Here is a 17242-nt window from a genome sequence, read left to right on the forward strand (position 1 = left end):
CCTATGAATACGAAAAAGCACTTGTTTTGGAAAGCGGCCGTAGCGGCCCTGTTGCTGGCTACGGCCCCCAGCTGCGAGGTTCTCGATCAGGACCCACCGTCAAGCCTGACTCCCGAAGAGGCCTTCTCTACGCCCGAGCGCATCGATAAAGCGGCCATCGGGATGTACGATGCGCTGCAAAACCCCGAGTTTCTGGGCGGCCGGGCCTTGATTTACAGCGACGTACGCTCCGACGATACCGATCCGTCGCCGTACTTCAACACCATCGCTACGTTCTCGCCGCAAGCCAATGATATTCAGACGACTAATGGCTGGACGGGCGGCTACCGCACGATTTATGGCGCCAACTTTTTCCTGCAAAACTTCGAGCCAAATGCCAGCAAGGTAACGCCTGCCTTAGCAGCGCAATACGTGGGTGAAGCCAAGTTCATCCGGGCGCTGACCCTGTTTACTTTGGTGAATCTGTACGCGCAGCCTTACAATTTCACCGCCGACGCCTCGCACCCCGGCGTGCCCATTCAGCTGACTGCCCCCGACGCGGCTTCGGCCTACGATGCGGCTCAGCAGCTGCCGCGCGCGTCGGTGCGCGACGTGTACACCCAAGTCATTGCCGACCTGACGGATGCGGCCGCCAAGCTGCCCACCGACTACGACGACCCCGACTACTCAAACATTGCTCGGGCTACCAAAGGCGCAGCGCAGGCATTGCTCTCGCGGGTATATCTATACAAGGGAGACTATGCCAGCGCCGCTACCGCCGCCAATGCTGTCATCACTTCGGGCTTGTATCATTTGAATGCCGATCCTGCCACGACATTTGCGCCACCTTATAATACAGCGGAGTCCATCTTCTCGGTGGCTAACAACATCAGCGATAACCCCAACACCAACAATGCGATAGGGCAGCACTATGGCCCCACCGGCCGCGGCGATATCACCATTGGGCCTTACGTTGCCATCCCCACCACGCTGTTCCCCGCCAACGACAAGCGCCGCACCGAGCTGGTGACGCTGTCGGGCGGCATTCCGTACACCGCCAAATTTGCCAGCATCGGCGATTGGGTGCCGATTGCGCGCTACCCAGAGGTGTTGCTCACCCGCGCCGAAGCGCTGGCCCGCACCACTGGCGTTACGCAGGAAGCCGTGACGCTGCTCAACCAAGTGCGCGATCGCTCGAAAGGCGCCGGCACGCCTTCGTATACGGTAGGTAGCTTTGCTGCTGCCAATGCTCTGATTACTAGTATCTTGCTGGAGCGGCGCTTGGAGCTGGCTTTCGAAGGCCATCGCTATTACGACTTGCTGCGTACGCGCCAAGGTGTGCCTGCCCGCGGCACGGCCCCGGCGGTGCCTTATGGCGACAACAAGCTCGTACTGCCCATCCCGCAAGTAGACCTACAGAACAACCCGAATTTGCAGCAAAACCCTGGCTATTAAACGCTTACAGCCTACCAAAACAAGAGCCCGGTCGTTTTACGGCCGGGCTCTTGTTTTGTAATATATTGATAGTCAAATGATTATGCTGATCAAAAAGAATCTCTTTTAGCGAAGAAAGTGAAAAGCGCGCCTGGTCAAGCAACAAACAGGATTCGTCATCCTGTTGGTCAAATCTTGAAACTCACTCACCAGATTTCAAGATTACCGCGGGGTTGCAGCCCCTCGCACTTACCGGGCGCGCTTTTCTGCATCTGTTCATGACCCTCTCTAAAAAGACAAACATCATCACAAGCTGCCTTTTCCTGATTTACCTATTGCTACTTGCGGGACACGAACCTGACACAAAGATGAAGCAGTTGCCTGCTACACGTACTTATAGATTATGTGAAGTGCTCCTACTCTTTTTTAAAGCGACGTTTTGCTGATGTCAACGTACGAGCCGAATACTTTAGTGTTTGAATATTCAGATAAATAAAAGCGTTTACGGCAGACAACTGCCTGATTCAGGTATCTTTAGAAAGAAAGGCTTTTACGTTGTCGCGGTAAAAGCGCGTCCATTTGAGGCAATGGCCGCCGACCAGGCGCACGAGGTATTCGCCGTTGAAGTAGGATTCGAGCTCCTCAATGTAGTTGAGGTTGACGATGTAGGAGCGGTTGATGCGCGTAAAATCGGCCGGGTCGAGGCGTTGCTCCAGCTGCGTCAGGCTCTCATATATAGTGTAGTTACGCTTGGCCGTATGCAGCGTGATGTAGTTGCCATCAGCATCGAAGTAGAGAATGTCGTCGACTTTGATGAAGAACATCTTCCGCTGGTCTTTCACCAGCAGGCGCTTTATATAGGCCCGGCTGGGCTGGCCTTCGCTCAGCAGGTTGTGTAAAAGTTGATCTACTTCCCGGTGGTTTTGCTGGGCCAAATCGGTTTTTACCCGGCCAATAGCTTGTTGTAACTGCATGGTGGTAAAGGGTTTAACAAGATGGTTTGCACCGCTGGTTTCTAAGTGCTGCTGCACGTAGGAGTCGGGGACAGTAAGAAATACCAAACACGGCTGGTAGTGCAGCCACACTTCCTTCAGCACGCTAAAGCCATCGAGGCGCGGCAGCTGAATGCTCAGAAATACAATCTCCGGCCGGTGCCGCAGAATATGAAGGGCCGCTTCGGCACCATCAGAGGGGCTCTCAAGTAGTTGTGTAGCAGGTAGTTGGTCCAGCGAGCGGTGGATGGCTTGGTGAGTAAGCTGCTCGTCGTCCACGATAATTGCCTGATAGTTCATCCGAAAAAGTCACAAGGGATAGCAGATAGGTAGGAGAAGGAAAGTTTCGGCTGAAGATCTGCGCTGAGGCAGGCTTCCTGTATGGAAGGAGGGAGGCCAAGCCGCGTGGCCTTCCCAACCGTGCGTGGTCCAGAAGAGCGCTCCGCCCGCCTTTGTTTCTGCCTCACGTAACCTCGTGTGTGCCCATGTGCTTTCATGCGATGAGGCGAGTTTATGGCGGAAGATCAGTTACTAAGCAGGCATGAAATACTCTTATCTAGTGGAATGACTGCGCTTTTTTGGAAGGGTTGCAGGAAATCGGTGGCATAATGCGACAGAAGACAAATAAATACGAATTGTTTCGTAAAGCAAGATATACGAAGGGATTCGTAATCGTGTCGTTTCCTACGAAATTTTTCGTAATGTCTTCTGCCAGATTGTTCGGTCGCGTCAGAGTAGGATAGGGCTGCGGTATGGATCTCGATCATCGTAGCGACGTCCTGATCGGATGGTTAGAACACACTATGAGCTTGTGCTCTTGTTACTGGTGGGCACAAAGACGCTTCTCATCTCCTGATCGTCTTATCGGCGCAACAAATTTTGGTGTTTTACTAGGAATGGTCCAGCTTGAGCTTAGGATTTTACCATCTTCACTAGGCTAAAATTCAGAAGCTACTAAAACGATTGCACACGGTGCAAATGGCAGATTATCAGGCTAATCAAGGTATATTTTGAAGTTGTATTTTACCTGACGTTAAAAAATGTTATATAAATTATTGTTTAAACTATAAAAAATGATGACCTTTATGGAGTGATCTACGTTATAGGCTCATTCCCCAAACAACTGATCTGATCGTCTGACGCTTATTCTACCACCGTTTATGGAACGCTACAGACATTACAATGATGCATCGCGCTTCGTCCTGCCCATTGTTGATGGCGCCCTGATTTTTGGAGCATTCCGACTATCTGGGTTTATCGTGCAAGGTAACTGGCACTTTACTGGTTATTACCCCTTCTTCTTTGCCATTTTCACGCTGTTGTGGTGGCTGTTGTCGGGGCAATTTGCCAACATCTACCGCGTCGACCGGCTCATTACGTATCCGGAGAAGCTGCTGTACCTGATGCGCACCTTCTTGCTGCATGCCTGCTGCGTGCTGGCCTGCGTATTGGTGCTGGAAATGTACTGGATACCTTCCCGCTACATCTTCTTGGTATACAGCCTCTCGTTGACGCTGGTCGTGACTGGTCGTTTCCTGATGACGTTCTGCTATCGGGCTTACCATCAGCACATTGCGCGCCCTAACAGCCGCTTCGTGATTGTGGGCGCCGGCAACAGCGCGCAGGAGCTGTACCGCTTCTTGGCCTCGCACGACCCCGTAGGAAACCAATTCCACGGCTTCTTCACCGACGACAACCCTCCAGCGGGCTTGCGCAACTTGGTGCGTGGCAACTTGGCTGAGCTAAAAAACTACTGCCTCCGCGCTCAAATCGACGAAATTTACTTTGCGCTGCCCCTCGATCAGCGTCATCTCATCGATGAGCTGTCTTCGTTTGCCGACGATCACTTCTTGTCTTTCCGGATTGTGCCCGACTTCCGCGGTACTGTGCGCAAAGACGTGAATGTGTATTTCTACGACCACATGCCTATCCTGACCATCCGGCACGAGCCGCTAGGTATTCGGGCCAACCAGATGCTGAAGCGGTTGTTTGACATTGCTTTCTCGTCGGTGGTGATCTTTGGCATCTTCCCATTTGTGATGCCTTTGCTGGCGCTCTTGATTAAGCTCGACTCACCCGGTCCGGTGTTCTTCAAGCAGATGCGTCCCGGCAAACGCAACCAGCTGTTTCCGTGCTACAAGTTGCGCACCATGCGTTCCGACCACGGCCAAACGGAGTTGCAGGCTACCAAATCGGACCCACGCGTAACTCGGGTAGGGCAGTACTTGCGCAAATACAACCTCGACGAACTACCTCAGTTCTTCAACGTGATGCTCGGCCATATGTCGGTTGTAGGGCCTCGTCCTAACATGGTGTCGCAGTTGGAAGAATATTCCAAGCACATTCGCACGTATCAAATGCGCCACGCCGTAACCCCCGGCATCACGGGCTATGCTCAGGTGAACGGCTACCGCGGCGAAACCCGCGCAGAAGGTTCTATGGAAAAGCGCATCGAATATGATCTGAAATACGTAGAGAATTGGTCTTTCGGCCTCGACCTGAAAATCATCGGCAAAACCGTATGGAACATGGTGCGCGGCGAAAAGAACGCCTACTAAAACCAGTAAAAATCTTGATAGAAACACGTACTTATTAGCTTTCATTACTTTGTAAGTATCTGATGGCCAGCACTTTATAACTATATAAGGTGCTGGCTTTTTTTTCGGGATTTTTAATTATTATTTGTTGCAATGCTAGCTAAGTACCCCGTTCTGGACTTATCGATATCGACGGGTAAGTCTTCGGAGTTTGTTGATACCATTCTTCGCTTGGGCGCTGCCCGGTCCTCCGCCTACGTTTGCTTTGCCAACGTACACATGCTGGTAGAAGCCCAGCGTGACCCCGAATTTCGTCAAGTGCTAGACAACGCGGCCATCGTTTCGCCCGATGGCAGCCCGGTGGCGGCTGCGGTCGGTTGGTTCAACGATACCAAGCAGGAGCGCGTAGCCGGTATGGATCTGCTGCCAGCTCTGCTCGAGGAAGCGGCCAAGCGCGGCCAATCGGTTTATTTCTACGGCACTACCCAAACCATTTTGGATGCTATGGTAGCTCGTGCCAAGCGCGAGCTGCCCGCGTTGCGCATTGCCGGCATTCACTCGCCGCCTTTCCGGCCGCTCACGCCCGAAGAGGACGCCGCCGAAGTGGCTGCCATTAATGCCGCCGACCCTGATCTGGTATTTGTGGCGTTGGGCTGCCCGCGTCAGGAGCGCTGGATGGCTGCCCACCAAGGACGTATTCGGGCTTGTATGTTGGGTGTAGGGCAGGCATTTCCGGTGTATGCGGGCTTGGAGCAGCGTCTGCCGCAGTGGGCCCGCCGCCTGTGGCTGGAGTGGGCCTATCGGCTGTGGCTGGAGCCGCGCCGGTTGTGGAAGCGCTACCTAGTGACTAATTCACATTTTGTTTATCTGATGACTCGCCACACCCTTGCCAACATGGGCAAAGGTCGCCGTGTATCCGTTTAGCCGGAGTCACGTATAAGCCGCCGAAGCCCGTAATGGGCTAAAAAATTTCATACTCGGCCGGTGCTTAATATAACAAAGACCAGAACTTGCTGCGACAACCTTGGAACATATTCAGGGTCAGTGCTATACAGTACAATTTTTAATTGTGCTTTAATGTCGGAAGTTGCTGAGTTATCCAAGAATAAGTGCATAAACCACGTTAAGAATTGACCTTTTGAAAAAATTGTTACTATTTTATATTGACATTATTATAATAATATTTATCTTTCAACAAACTTATATCCATCCATCCAAGGCTGATTTGTGTGGATTATGCCTTTGTTAAGCTTCTCTTCTCTCACCCCCTTATACCTTCTCATTGCACTTTATGAAAGCAGTAATTCTGGCCGGCGGTTATGGCACCCGCATTAGCGAGGAAAGTGGCGTTCGGCCCAAACCGATGATCGAAATCGGGGGCAAGCCGATCCTGTGGCACATTATGAAAATTTATGCGCACCACGGCATCACCGATTTTGTGGTGTGCTGCGGCTACAAGGGCTACCTGATCAAGCAATATTTCGCCGATTATTTCCTGCACAACTCCGATGTTACTTTCCGGATGGACCGCAACGAAATGCAGATCCACCGCAATAATGCCGAACCTTGGACTGTAACGTTGGTGGATACCGGTCAGGAAACGATGACCGGTGGCCGCTTGCGCCGCGTCCGCGAATACGTAGGCGACAGCACCTTTTGCATGACCTACGGCGACGGCGTGGGTGATATCGACATCACGGCGGCCGTAAAGCACCACCGCGAACAGGGCGTAATGGCTACGCTCACGGCAGTGCGGCAGCCCGGTCGCTTTGGGGTGTTCAACCTCGGCGAGGGCTCCGACAAAGTAGGCAGCTTCACCGAAAAGCCCGAAGGCGGCGAAACGCCTTGGATCAACGGCGGTTTCTTCGTGCTGGAGCCCGGTGTATTTGATTACTTGAAAGGCGATGACACTATTTGGGAAAAAGCACCGCTAGAGCATTTGGCCTCCAATGGCTTACTCGGTGCTTATCGCCACACGGGTTTCTGGCAGCCCATGGACACGCTCCGCGATAAAAACATGCTTGAAGAAATGTGGCATGCCGGCAAGGCGAAGTGGAAGGTATGGAGCGACAAACCCGCTACTGCCTCCTCCGACCCGGTCATGGCCGAAATCCTAGCCACGCCCGTTGCTGCCCCAGCCAGCGAGCGCGTAGCTTCGCCCACTGTTCTTAACTAAATACTATTTCATGCTAACTGCTTTCTTGATAACTAAAATATAACTATTTGGTTATCAAGAAGATACGTAGATGTGTTGCGCGCATCTGCTAACTGGTTTCTGCTTCTTGTATATATGAAAAACATCAACCGCATCCTTATTACCGGCAATATGGGCTACGTGGGGCCGGGCGTGGTACGCCACCTGCGTCAGCAATTTCCTCAGGCTGAGCTTATCGGCTACGACATGGGCTATTTTGCTCATTGCCTGACCGGCGTAACGCGTTTGCCCGAGTCGCGCCTCGACCGTCAGGTGTTTGGTGATGTGCGCCACCTGCCCACCGAGTTGCTGCAAGGCGTAGACGCTATTGTGCATTTGGCTGCCATTTCCAACGACCCCATGGGCCAGACCTATGAGGACGTAACGTTGGAAATCAACCACCAGGCCGGCATCGGGCTGGCGCGCCGTGCCAAAGAGGCCGGCGTAGGAGCCTTTGTTTTTGCCAGCAGCTGCAGCATGTATGGCGCCGGTGGCGAAGGTGCCAAAACCGAAACGTCGGATCTGAACCCGCTCACGGCTTATGCGCGCTCCAAAGTAGCAAGCGAAAAAGACCTCGCGCCTCTCGCCGACGATAACTTCACCGTGACCTGCCTGCGTTTCGCAACGGCTTGTGGCTGGAGCGACCGCGTACGGTTAGATCTGGTAGTCAATGACTTCGTAGCCGGTGCCGTAGCAGGTGGTGAAATCAACATTCTCAGCGATGGTACGCCGTGGCGTCCGCTGATTCACGTGCAAGATATGGCCCGCGCTATCGAGTGGGCAATTGGGCGGGAAGCCAGCAACGGCGGCAACTTCTTGGCCGTCAATGCCGGTTCTGATCAGTGGAACTACCAAGTAAAAGAGCTTGCCGAAGCAGTGGCCGCTGCCATTCCGGGCACGCGCGTGAGTCTGAACGCCGCCGCACCGCCCGACAAACGCTCCTACCGCGTAGATTTCAGCTTGTTCCGCCAGCTCGCACCTAACCACCAGCCCCAGCGTACGCTCGCCGACACCATCACGGAACTACGCGATGGCTTGCTCGACATGGGCTTCCGCGACGCCAGCTTCCGTAGCTCGCAGTTGATGCGCCTGCGCGTGCTCACGGCCCTGCGCGACAGCGACCAGCTCAACGAAGACTTAGAATGGAATGCCACATTGGGCGCCACCGCTAAGTTGCAGTCCGAAGCCGTGCTGGAAACTCCTGCTGCCTCCGTGGCCTAATATTTGTACTTCAAAATTTCGCGTTCTTTACCCCGTTTATTGCCCCCGTTATGATATTTACCGAAACCGAGCTGCCCGGTGCCTTTATCATTGACTTAGAACGCATGTCTGACGACCGTGGCTTTTTCGCCCGGTCGTGGTGCGAAGATGAATTTGCTGCACACGGCATTCTAATGCCGCCTTTGCAGGCGAATGTTTCGTCTAACCCCCGGCAGGGAACGTTGCGGGGCATGCACTACCAGTTGCCGCCCCACGAGGAAACCAAGCTTATCCGGTGCACCCGCGGTGCCATCTACGATGTGATAGTCGACCTGCGTGAGGAGTCGCCGACTTACGGAAAATGGATAGGCGTGGAGCTCACAGCCGATAGCTTCCGGATGCTGTTTGTGCCCGGTCGGTTTGCGCACGGGTTTATTACGTTGGCACCCAACACCGACGTAACCTACCAGGTATCGGCCAAATACGCGCCCGGTGCTGAGCGGGGCATCCGCTGGAATGATCCGGCCATTGGCATTAACTGGCCGATTCAGCCAGAGATCATTTCGGAGAAAGATCAAAATCATCCGAACTTCACGTTGCTCGTACCAGATTCAATTAAAAGTTAATCCGATCAGTTAGTAAACGATTGATTATCAATGAATTAGTTGTTTGCTCAGATGCCGAACGCAGAATTTAATCCTACTTTTTTAGTCGCTTCAGATGCTTATTATAGATAAAGCGCTTGCCGAGCGCCAGCGGACCGGCAAACCTATCCGGGTGGCCATGGTGGGCGCCGGATTTATGGCGCGGGGTGTGGCCCGCCAGATCTGCTGCTATGTTCAGGGGATGGAATTGGTTGCCATCGCCAACCGCACCGTTGATAAAGCCCGACAGGTCTACGCGGAAGCCGGTGTAGCCGATTTGCAGGAAGTAACCACCGTAGGGCAGCTCGAAGAATGCATTGAACGTGGACAGTGTGCCATCACCGACGACGCTTTGCTGCTGAGCCGCGCCGCCGGCATCGATGCTATCATCGAGGTAACCGGCGCTGTCGAGCACGGGGCGCAAGTGGTGCTCGAAGCTATTCAGCACCGCAAGCACATTATTCTGCTCAATGCGGAGCTCGACGGCACCGTTGGCCCTATCCTGAAAGTATATGCCGACCGCGCCGGGGTAATCTATACCGTCGCCGATGGCGACCAACCGGGTGTAACGCTCAATCTGGTACGTTTTGTGAAAGGGCTGGGTATCAAGCCGGTACTGTGTGGTAATATCAAAGGACTGCACGATCCGTATCGCAACCCGACCACGCAGGAGGGCTTTGCCCGCCAGTGGGGGCAAAACCCCAGCATGGTGACCAGCTTTGCCGATGGCAGCAAAATTAGCTTCGAGCAAGCTGTAATTGCCAATGCTTTAGGCATGCGCGTAGCTCGCCGCGGCATGCTCGGACCTACCGTGGAACCGCGCACGCCCATCACGCAAGCTGCTAACTGGTATCCGCAGGAATTGCTGCTTGACGGCGGTCCTGGGATCGTTGATTATGTAGTAGGAGCTGAGCCTGGGCCGGGAGTATTCGTGCTGGGCACCATCGACGATCCGGTGCAGCAGCACTACCTAAATTTGTACAAGCTGGGCACGGGCCCACTATATTGCTTCTATACGCCGTATCACCTTTGCCACTTCGAAACGCCAACTACGGTTGCGCGGGCGGTGCTTTTTCAGGATGCAGCATTGGCTCCGCAAGGTGCTGCTACTGTGGAAGTTATCACGGCTGCTAAAGTTCAGCTCCATGCGGGACAAGTGCTCGATGGAATTGGGCACTACCATACCTATGGTCTGGCAGAAAACGCTGATATTGCTCATCAAGAAAATTTATTACCCCTGGGGGTGGCTGAAGGATGCGTACTCCGCCACGATGTGGCCAAGGACCAAGCGCTTACTTACGACGATGTCATTTTGCCGGAAGGCAGGCTTATCGACCGTCTGCGGCGTGAGCAAGCCGCTTACTTCGGCTCGGGCGCAGAGGCTGCCGTCGACATTGAGCATTTGACCTTTGACCCAGCAACCAAGCTATAACGCATCTTTTTCTATCTTACCGACATGGATCAACTCGCTTCTGCTCCTCCTGTTCTTGCAAAAGAATCACTCTTTCCTCAGTCGAGTTTGAATATATTCTCAGCTCCCCTCGCAGATAGCAGCGATCCGGTAGAACCGCCTGCAAGCCCGTGCCGTTTCTGCGGCTCTCCCCTCGATGTAACGCTCGTAAACCTAGGGACTTCGCCTTTGTGCCAAGACCACGTACGTCCGCATGAGTTCAACCGGGCCGAGTCGTTTTACCCGTTGCATGCCCGTGTTTGCCGCAACTGCTTCTTGGTGCAGCTCGATGAGTTTGTGAGCCCGGCCGAAGTGTTCAACGATTACGCATATTTCTCGTCGTATTCGGCTTCGTGGTTGCGTCATGCAAAGAAATACACTGATATGGCTGCGGAGCGCTTCGAGCTGAATTCGAAAAGCCTGGTGGTAGAGGTGGCCAGCAACGACGGCTACCTGCTGCAATACTTTGTAGAAAAGGGAATTCCGGTGTTGGGCGTTGAACCTGCTTCCAACGTGGCCGAATACGCCCGCGCTAAGGGAATCAACACGTTGGTCCGCTTTTTCGGCCTTGAAACGGCCCGCCACATCGCGGCTACCACGGGCCAGGCCGACCTATTGCTTGGCAACAACGTGCTGGCGCACGTCCCCGACATCAACGATTTCGTGGCAGGCATGCAAGCCCTGATTAAGCCCACGGGCGTGATCACAATGGAGTTTCCGCACTTGTTGCGGTTGATGGAAGGCAACCAGTTCGATACGATTTATCACGAGCATTTCTCGTACCTGTCTTTTTACACCGTCGAGCGCATTTTTGCCCACCACGGCCTCACGCTCTTCGACGTAGAAGAACTCTCGACGCACGGCGGTTCGCTGCGTATTTTTGCTCGCCACACGGCCGACGAAACCCATCCTGTAACGAAGCGAGTAGAGGCTTTGCGCCAGCACGAACTGGAAGTTGGAATAACGGACTTGTCGTATTACACTGATTTCGAGGAGAAAGCAAAAGAAACCAAACTCAAGCTGCTTGAATTCCTTATCAAAGTGAAACGGGCCGGCAAAACGGTAGTAGGCTATGGCGCGCCCGGCAAAGGCAACACATTGCTCAACTACTGTGGCATTCGCACCGACTTTTTGGAATACACCGTCGACCTGAGTCCCCACAAGCAGGGGAATTTCCTGCCGGGTACGCGCATTCCGGTGTGCCACCCCGACCGCATCCGTCAGACCCGGCCCGATTATGTGCTGATTCTGCCTTGGAACCTGCGTGAAGAAATCATGGAGCAGATGAGCGACATCCGGGAGTGGGGCGGACAGTTTGTGGTGCCCATTCCGGAAGTGAAAGTGTATTCTTAACCGGAAAATATGCTTCAACACTACACCTAAAAGCTTCGCAGGAAAAGTGAGCGGGATCGCAGCTTTTTTGTAAGTAATTGATTAAGTATTAGTTATGTAAATATGCAGTTCTCAGAAGGTTCGCGACCACGGCTTTTCTGAGAACTGTTTATTTATGGCTCTGTATATGCTCGGCTTGGAATTTACTCCTGTTTCCAGTGTTGTTCCCGCTGCTGCGCCTGCAGATTTGGGTACGTTGTTGCATGCTTTGTTGCTGCGACTATACCCCATCTGTCGGAGCATTACGGGCAACGGCGTACGGCAAACGCTGGCCATTTTGCGCGAGCAGCTCCCGAATCTGGTGGTCCACGAAGTGCCCAGCGGTATGCCCGCTCTGGACTGGACGGTGCCCCCAGAATGGAACGTGCGGGAAGCCTGGATAAAAAATGCTGCTGGTGAGCGCGTTGTCGATTTTCGAAATCATAACCTGCATGTATTGAACTACAGCACGCCCAAACAGGGCTGGGTGCCGATTGCTGAACTGCGCGAGCATCTGTTTTCGCTCCCCGCGCAACCCGATCTGATTCCGTACCGCACTTCCTATTATAATCCGAACTGGGGCTTCTGCTTGTCGCACAATCAGTTACAAACGCTGAATGAAGCCGAATACGAAGTGTGCATCGATGCTACACTCGATTCCAGCGGCTCGCTAACGTATGGCGAACTGCTGGTACCTGGCGAGGTCGAAGACGAAGTCTTGATTTCGTGTCACTGCTGCCACCCGTCACTTGCCAACGACAACCTTTCGGGCATGGTGGTGGTGGCCGAACTAGCGCGGCAACTAAGTGAGCGGCCACATCGGCTTTCGTATCGCTTTGTATTTGGTCCCGGCACCATCGGGGCGATTACGTGGCTAAGCCGGCAAACGCCCGATGGGTTGGCGCGCATCCGGCACGGCTTGGTGGCAACGCTGCTCGGCGGCGAGGGCGCGTTCACTTACAAGCGTTCGCGACGCGGCAACGCCGACATCGACCGGGTGGTAGCACACGTACTGCGCACCGGCGGATACGCACACGAACTGCGCGGCTTCATTCCGTATGGCTACGACGAGCGCCAATATTGTTCGCCGGGCTTCAACTTGCCGGTAGGCTGTCTATCGCGAACGCCTTTCGGGGAGTTTCCGGAGTACCATACTTCTGCCGATGACTGCGAGTTTGTGCAACCCGCCCAACTCGTCGGGTCGTTGGCTTTGTATGAGCGTGTAATAGAGGTTTTGGAAGGCAATCAATATTACCAGAACCTCAGCCCGTATGGGGAGCCGCAACTTGGCCGTCGGGGGCTATACCAAGCCATCAAAAGCCAAGCTAGCCCTCGTGAAGCCGAAATGGCGTTGTTGTGGGTGCTCAACCAAGCCGATGGCACGCACGACCTGATTGCTATCGCTGAGCGTAGTGGCTTGTCCTTCAATGTGATACACGAAGCTGCTACCCAGTTGCTTGCCGCCGGCTTGCTGGCGGAAAAGGCATCGGCGCTGTCCGAGCCGCCACCTTTTTCCTGAACTGACCAGAGCTGGTGAAGGCCGGCTTGCTTTTTATCTGCGTTGCCATGTCCGCTTCTCCTTTTTCTGAGTCTTCTGCTGCTGGTATAGCGGCCGAATCCGGTACTACTCGTGCTTTCACCCAGTCGCAGGCGTTGCAGGCTCGCTTTCACGCGGCCATTCCCGGCGGCAGCCATACCTATGCCAAAGGCGATGACCAGTTTCCGGAGTTTATGCCACCTTATCTGGTGCGGGGGCAAGGCTGCCGGGTATGGGATGTTGATGGAAATGAGTACGTTGAGTACGGCATGGGCCTGCGCTCCGTAACCTTGGGACATGCCTATGCACCAGTAGTACAAGCTGCGCAAAAAGCGATGCTCGACGGCGTTAATCTGGGCCGCCCGACGGTCCTCGAGTTAGAAGCCGCCGAGGATTTCCTGCGCACGGTGCAGGCTGGTGAGATGGTGAAGTTTGCGAAAAACGGCTCCGATGTTACGACGGCCGCCATCAAACTGGCGCGGGCCGCTACGGGCCGTGATCTTATTGCCATCTGTGCCGATCATCCATTTTTCTCCACCGACGACTGGTTTATGGGGAGCACCCCGGTGCGGGCCGGGGTGCCCAATGCCGTGCGCGAACTCACCCTATCCTTCCGCTACAACGACTTGAGCAGCGTCGAGGCGCTGTTTTTGCAACATCCCCGGCAGATAGCGGCCTTGATATTGGAAGTTGAAAAAGACGTGCCGCCCGTGCCGGGCTTTCTTGCCGGCTTACGACAGCTCTGCGACCGCGAAGGCACGGTGCTGATTTTTGACGAAATCATCACTGGGTTGCGCTGGCACGTAGGCGGCGCACAGGCCGTACACGGCGTTCGGCCCGATTTGAGCACGTTTGGAAAAGCACTGGGGAACGGGTTCAGCATTGCGGCTCTCACTGGACGCCGCGACCTGATGGAACTCGGTGGATTGCTCCACGATCGTGAGCGAGTGTTCTTACTGTCAACTACTTACGGCGCCGAATCGCATGCCTTGGCTGCCATGCAGGCCGTACTCGAAACCTACCGGCGCGAACCCGTTATCGCGCACATGTATGAGCAAGGCGAACGGCTGCGACTGGGTCTCGAACAGGCCGCCCGCGACCAGCAGGTAGAAGATTATTTTCGGGTATTTGGGCCAGCCTGCAGCTTGGTATACGGAACGCGCGACGCAGAAGGCAAGCCTTCTCAGCCCTTCCGGACGCTGTTCTTGCAGGAAACCCTGCGCCGTGGCCTGCTGCTACCGTCGCTTATCATCAGCTACGCGCACAAGCCCGCCGACGTTGATCTGACGGTTGAGCGCATTCACGAGGCGCTGGGGGTTTATCGCCGGGCTCTCACCGATGGGGTTGAGGTATATCTGGAAGGGCGGCCGGTGAAGCCGGTTTATAGGACTCACAACTAGCTGGCAATCAATTACTTGAGAATTTGTGTCGCTAACTTTAACACGCTTAATCTCCAGCTAAAAACCGTCGGGCTTCCACCAATACTACTTGGTGGAAGCCCGACGGTTTTTAGCTGGAGATTAAGCGTCTATGTACTGCTCAATAGGCGAGCGCTTAAGCGTTTACGAGCTGTTCTGCCCATTCTGTCAGGGCATAAACTGATTTGATGCCTTCTTGCAGCGGAATGGAGGCGCGCCAACCTAGCGCATTCAACCGACTGACATCCAAAAGCTTACGAGGAGTGCCATCGGGCATGAGTGCGTTGAACCGCACTTTGCCCCGAAATCCTGTGATGCGCTGGATAAGCCGCGCTAAGTCGCCGATGGAGATATCTTCGCCCGTCCCGATGTTAATGGCGTCGCTGCCGTTGTAGTGCAGCATCAGGTGCAGGCATGCATCGGCCAGGTCATCAACGTGCAAAAATTCGCGCCGCGGGGTGCCCGTGCCCCAGACCTCTACAATAGATGCCTCCTGCTCGACAGCCGTGTGGAACTTGCGGAGCAGGGCCGGTAGCACATGCGAGTTCTGAAGATGGTAGTTGTCGTTGGGCCCATACAGATTGGTCGGCATAGCCGCAATGAAGGAGCAACCATATTGCTTACGGTATGCTTGGCAAAGCTTAATGCCCGCAATTTTGGCTACGGCATAAGGTTCGTTAGTGGGCTCCAGCAGGCCCGTGAGCAGATATTCTTCCCGAATGGGCTGCGGCGCCAACTTCGGGTAGATGCACGAAGAACCCAAAAACAAAAGCTTCTGAACGCCGTGGAGGTAACTTTGATGAATTACATTGCTCTCTATCAAGAGGTTATCGTAAAGAAACTCGGCTGGGTACGTATTGTTGGCATTGATGCCACCTACGCGGGCTGCGGTCAGGAATACGTATTCGGGTCGTTCGGCCGCGAAGAAATCAGCGACTGCTGCTTGGTTGCGTAAGTCCAGTTCGTCGGAAGTACGGGTGATAATATTCGTGTAGCCGCCAGCTTGCAGCCGGCGTAACAACGCCGAGCCTACCATTCCCCGATGGCCGGCAACATAAATCTTTGCGGAAATTTCCATTCGTAATGACAACTGTGAGTGAGGGCGGAGAAGAAGGGAACGATGGTTATTCGTCGTGAAGAAGTACCGCGTGACCCGCTTCGAGCAGGTACGCATCGCGGCGGAATAGAGCCAAATCGGCCTGAACCATTTCCTGAACCAATGCGGCCAAGTCATAGCTTGGCTCCCAACCTAATTGGGTTTTAGCCTTGGTTGGGTCACCGATGAGCAACTCTACCTCCGTTGGACGATAATAGGCGGGGTCGATGGCTACAAGGATCTGGCCGGGTAAGAGAGCAAACTCTGGGTTGGCACAGGCTATTACATAGCCGGTTTCTTCGACACCTTCACCGCGAAAGCCTAGTTCTATTCCCAATTCGGCGAAAGCCAAGCGCACAAATTCACGCACCGTAGTCGTGACGCCGGTAGCGATGACAAAGTCTTCGGGCGTTTCCTGCTGCAACATTCGCCACATGGCTTCTACATAGTCTTTGGCGTGACCCCAATCGCGCTGAGCATCTAGATTGCCCAAAAACAATTGTTGTTGTAGCCCCAGCGCGATGCGAGCTGCCGCCCGTGTGATTTTGCGCGTCACGAAGGTTTCGCCCCGGCGTGGTGACTCGTGGTTGAACAGGATGCCGTTGCAGGCATACATACCATACGCTTCGCGGTAGTTGACTGTGATCCAATACCCATAAAGCTTAGCCACCGCGTAGGGCGAGCGCGGGTAGAAGGGCGTGGTTTCCGATTGCGGCACCTGCTGCACCAAGCCATACAACTCGGAAGTCGAGGCTTGGTAGATTTTGGTCTTCTTCGTAAGGCCCAGAATCCGAACTGCTTCCAACAGGCGTAGCGTACCTACGCCGTCGGCGTCGGCCGTGTATTCGGGCGCGTCGAACGACACCTTCACGTGCGACATCGCACCCAGGTTGTAGATCTCGTCGGGTTGCACTTCCTGCACAATCCGAATCATGTTTGTCGAGTCCGACAAGTCACCAAAATGCAGCTTAAAGCGCACATCGCTTTCGTGTTGGTCTTGGTAGAGATGATCTATGCGGTCGGTGTTAAACAAGGACGACCGGCGCTTGATCCCGTGCACTTCGTATCCCTTTTCGAGAAGCAATTCGGCCAAATAAGATCCATCCTGGCCGGTTATGCCAGTTATTAATGCCTTTTTCATGAAAGGGACAGATGTATTTATAATTATCTTAGTAACAAATATACTTTTATTAGGTAATAGTGCAAATAAATGAATGAAAATTAAAAGCTTTCTTTGTTCATAATCTATCTCTATTAGAAAGAAGAGGCGCTTACTGTTTCACAGGTGCTCACTTACAAGAGAGAAAGCAACGAAAAAGCCTGACGTATACTACGCCAGGCTTTTTCGTTGCCCTTAGGTCTAATTAATGGCCCGAAGGCATCGAACGGT

The 17242-nt window shown here is 53.9% G+C and carries 13 protein-coding genes; 10 read left to right on the top strand and 3 right to left on the bottom strand.

From position 1 onward, the window contains the following. The first annotated feature begins 3 nt into the window (after positions 1–3). Positions 4–1434 carry a RagB/SusD family nutrient uptake outer membrane protein gene (locus tag H9I52_RS03795; RefSeq protein WP_187452720.1) on the top strand — a complete coding sequence of 477 codons (1431 nt, stop codon included), beginning with the start codon at positions 4–6 and terminating at the stop codon, positions 1432–1434. 503 nt (positions 1435–1937) lie between these two features. On the opposite strand, the gene H9I52_RS03800 is transcribed toward H9I52_RS03795, so the two are convergent. Next, positions 1938–2705, bottom strand: a complete 768-nt coding sequence (locus H9I52_RS03800; protein WP_187452721.1) for a LytR/AlgR family response regulator transcription factor — start codon at positions 2703–2705, stop codon at positions 1938–1940. An 860-nt stretch (positions 2706–3565) separates the two neighbouring features. On the opposite strand from H9I52_RS03800, the gene H9I52_RS03805 reads away from it, so the two are divergent. From H9I52_RS03805 to H9I52_RS03845, 9 genes are all read left to right on the top strand, one after another. Next, positions 3566–4963 (top strand): undecaprenyl-phosphate glucose phosphotransferase, encoded by a 1398-nt coding sequence (locus tag H9I52_RS03805; protein ID WP_139513971.1) that lies wholly within the window; start codon positions 3566–3568, stop codon positions 4961–4963. A 132-nt stretch (positions 4964–5095) separates the two neighbouring features. Further along, positions 5096–5866 (top strand): WecB/TagA/CpsF family glycosyltransferase, encoded by a 771-nt coding sequence (locus tag H9I52_RS03810; RefSeq protein ID WP_139513969.1) that lies wholly within the window; start codon positions 5096–5098, stop codon positions 5864–5866. A 367-nt stretch (positions 5867–6233) separates the two neighbouring features. Continuing rightward, a complete protein-coding gene (rfbF, locus tag H9I52_RS03815) occupies positions 6234–7118 on the top strand; it encodes a glucose-1-phosphate cytidylyltransferase (protein ID WP_187452722.1) in 885 nt (294 codons plus the stop codon). A gap of 114 nt (positions 7119–7232) precedes the next feature. Then, positions 7233–8357 (top strand): NAD-dependent epimerase/dehydratase family protein, encoded by a 1125-nt coding sequence (locus H9I52_RS03820; RefSeq protein ID WP_187452723.1) that lies wholly within the window; start codon positions 7233–7235, stop codon positions 8355–8357. 50 nt (positions 8358–8407) lie between these two features. Continuing rightward, complete coding sequence (rfbC, locus tag H9I52_RS03825; RefSeq protein ID WP_187452724.1) at positions 8408–8962, top strand: dTDP-4-dehydrorhamnose 3,5-epimerase; 555 nt, start codon at positions 8408–8410, stop codon at positions 8960–8962. A 94-nt stretch (positions 8963–9056) separates the two neighbouring features. Further along, positions 9057–10412, top strand: a complete 1356-nt coding sequence (locus H9I52_RS03830; RefSeq protein ID WP_187452725.1) for an NAD(P)H-dependent oxidoreductase — start codon at positions 9057–9059, stop codon at positions 10410–10412. Between the two features lie 93 nt (positions 10413–10505). Beyond that, a complete protein-coding gene (locus H9I52_RS03835) occupies positions 10506–11783 on the top strand; it encodes a methyltransferase domain-containing protein (RefSeq protein ID WP_410403016.1) in 1278 nt (425 codons plus the stop codon). Positions 11784–11937: 154 nt separating this feature from the next. Continuing rightward, positions 11938–13320 carry a DUF4910 domain-containing protein gene (locus tag H9I52_RS03840; protein ID WP_262385934.1) on the top strand — a complete coding sequence of 461 codons (1383 nt, stop codon included), beginning with the start codon at positions 11938–11940 and terminating at the stop codon, positions 13318–13320. A 47-nt stretch (positions 13321–13367) separates the two neighbouring features. After that, positions 13368–14738, top strand: a complete 1371-nt coding sequence (locus H9I52_RS03845) for a glutamate-1-semialdehyde 2,1-aminomutase (protein WP_187452727.1) — start codon at positions 13368–13370, stop codon at positions 14736–14738. A gap of 154 nt (positions 14739–14892) precedes the next feature. Here H9I52_RS03845 and H9I52_RS03850 read toward each other — a convergent pair whose 3' ends face one another. Next, the gene (locus tag H9I52_RS03850; RefSeq protein ID WP_187452728.1) at positions 14893–15834 is read right to left on the bottom strand and encodes a GDP-L-fucose synthase family protein; all 942 of its coding nucleotides are present in this window, start codon (positions 15832–15834) and stop codon (positions 14893–14895) included. Positions 15835–15880: 46 nt separating this feature from the next. Further along, positions 15881–16993 carry a GDP-mannose 4,6-dehydratase gene (gene gmd, locus H9I52_RS03855; protein WP_139513952.1) on the bottom strand — a complete coding sequence of 371 codons (1113 nt, stop codon included), beginning with the start codon at positions 16991–16993 and terminating at the stop codon, positions 15881–15883. Positions 16994–17242 lie beyond the last annotated feature (249 nt).

The organism is Hymenobacter sp. BT491, from assembly GCF_014349165.1.
Lineage (GTDB): Bacteria > Bacteroidota > Bacteroidia > Cytophagales > Hymenobacteraceae > Hymenobacter > Hymenobacter jejuensis.

What these genes read in the sequence shown, in the direction of transcription:
- H9I52_RS03795 (WP_187452720.1), top strand. Translation starts at nt 4, where the DNA reads ATGAATACGAAAAAGCACTTGTTTTGGAAAGCGGCCGTAGCGGCCCTG.
- H9I52_RS03820 (WP_187452723.1), top strand. Translation starts at nt 7,233, where the DNA reads ATGAAAAACATCAACCGCATCCTTATTACCGGCAATATGGGCTACGTG.
- H9I52_RS03830 (WP_187452725.1), top strand. Translation starts at nt 9,057, where the DNA reads ATGCTTATTATAGATAAAGCGCTTGCCGAGCGCCAGCGGACCGGCAAA.
- H9I52_RS03845 (WP_187452727.1), top strand. Translation starts at nt 13,368, where the DNA reads ATGTCCGCTTCTCCTTTTTCTGAGTCTTCTGCTGCTGGTATAGCGGCC.
- rfbC (WP_187452724.1), top strand. Translation starts at nt 8,408, where the DNA reads ATGATATTTACCGAAACCGAGCTGCCCGGTGCCTTTATCATTGACTTA.
- rfbF (WP_187452722.1), top strand. Translation starts at nt 6,234, where the DNA reads ATGAAAGCAGTAATTCTGGCCGGCGGTTATGGCACCCGCATTAGCGAG.
- H9I52_RS03800 (WP_187452721.1), bottom strand. Translation starts at nt 2,705, where the DNA reads ATGAACTATCAGGCAATTATCGTGGACGACGAGCAGCTTACTCACCAA.
- H9I52_RS03805 (WP_139513971.1), top strand. Translation starts at nt 3,566, where the DNA reads ATGGAACGCTACAGACATTACAATGATGCATCGCGCTTCGTCCTGCCC.
- gmd (WP_139513952.1), bottom strand. Translation starts at nt 16,993, where the DNA reads ATGAAAAAGGCATTAATAACTGGCATAACCGGCCAGGATGGATCTTAT.
- H9I52_RS03840 (WP_262385934.1), top strand. Translation starts at nt 11,938, where the DNA reads ATGGCTCTGTATATGCTCGGCTTGGAATTTACTCCTGTTTCCAGTGTT.
- H9I52_RS03810 (WP_139513969.1), top strand. Translation starts at nt 5,096, where the DNA reads ATGCTAGCTAAGTACCCCGTTCTGGACTTATCGATATCGACGGGTAAG.
- H9I52_RS03850 (WP_187452728.1), bottom strand. Translation starts at nt 15,834, where the DNA reads ATGGAAATTTCCGCAAAGATTTATGTTGCCGGCCATCGGGGAATGGTA.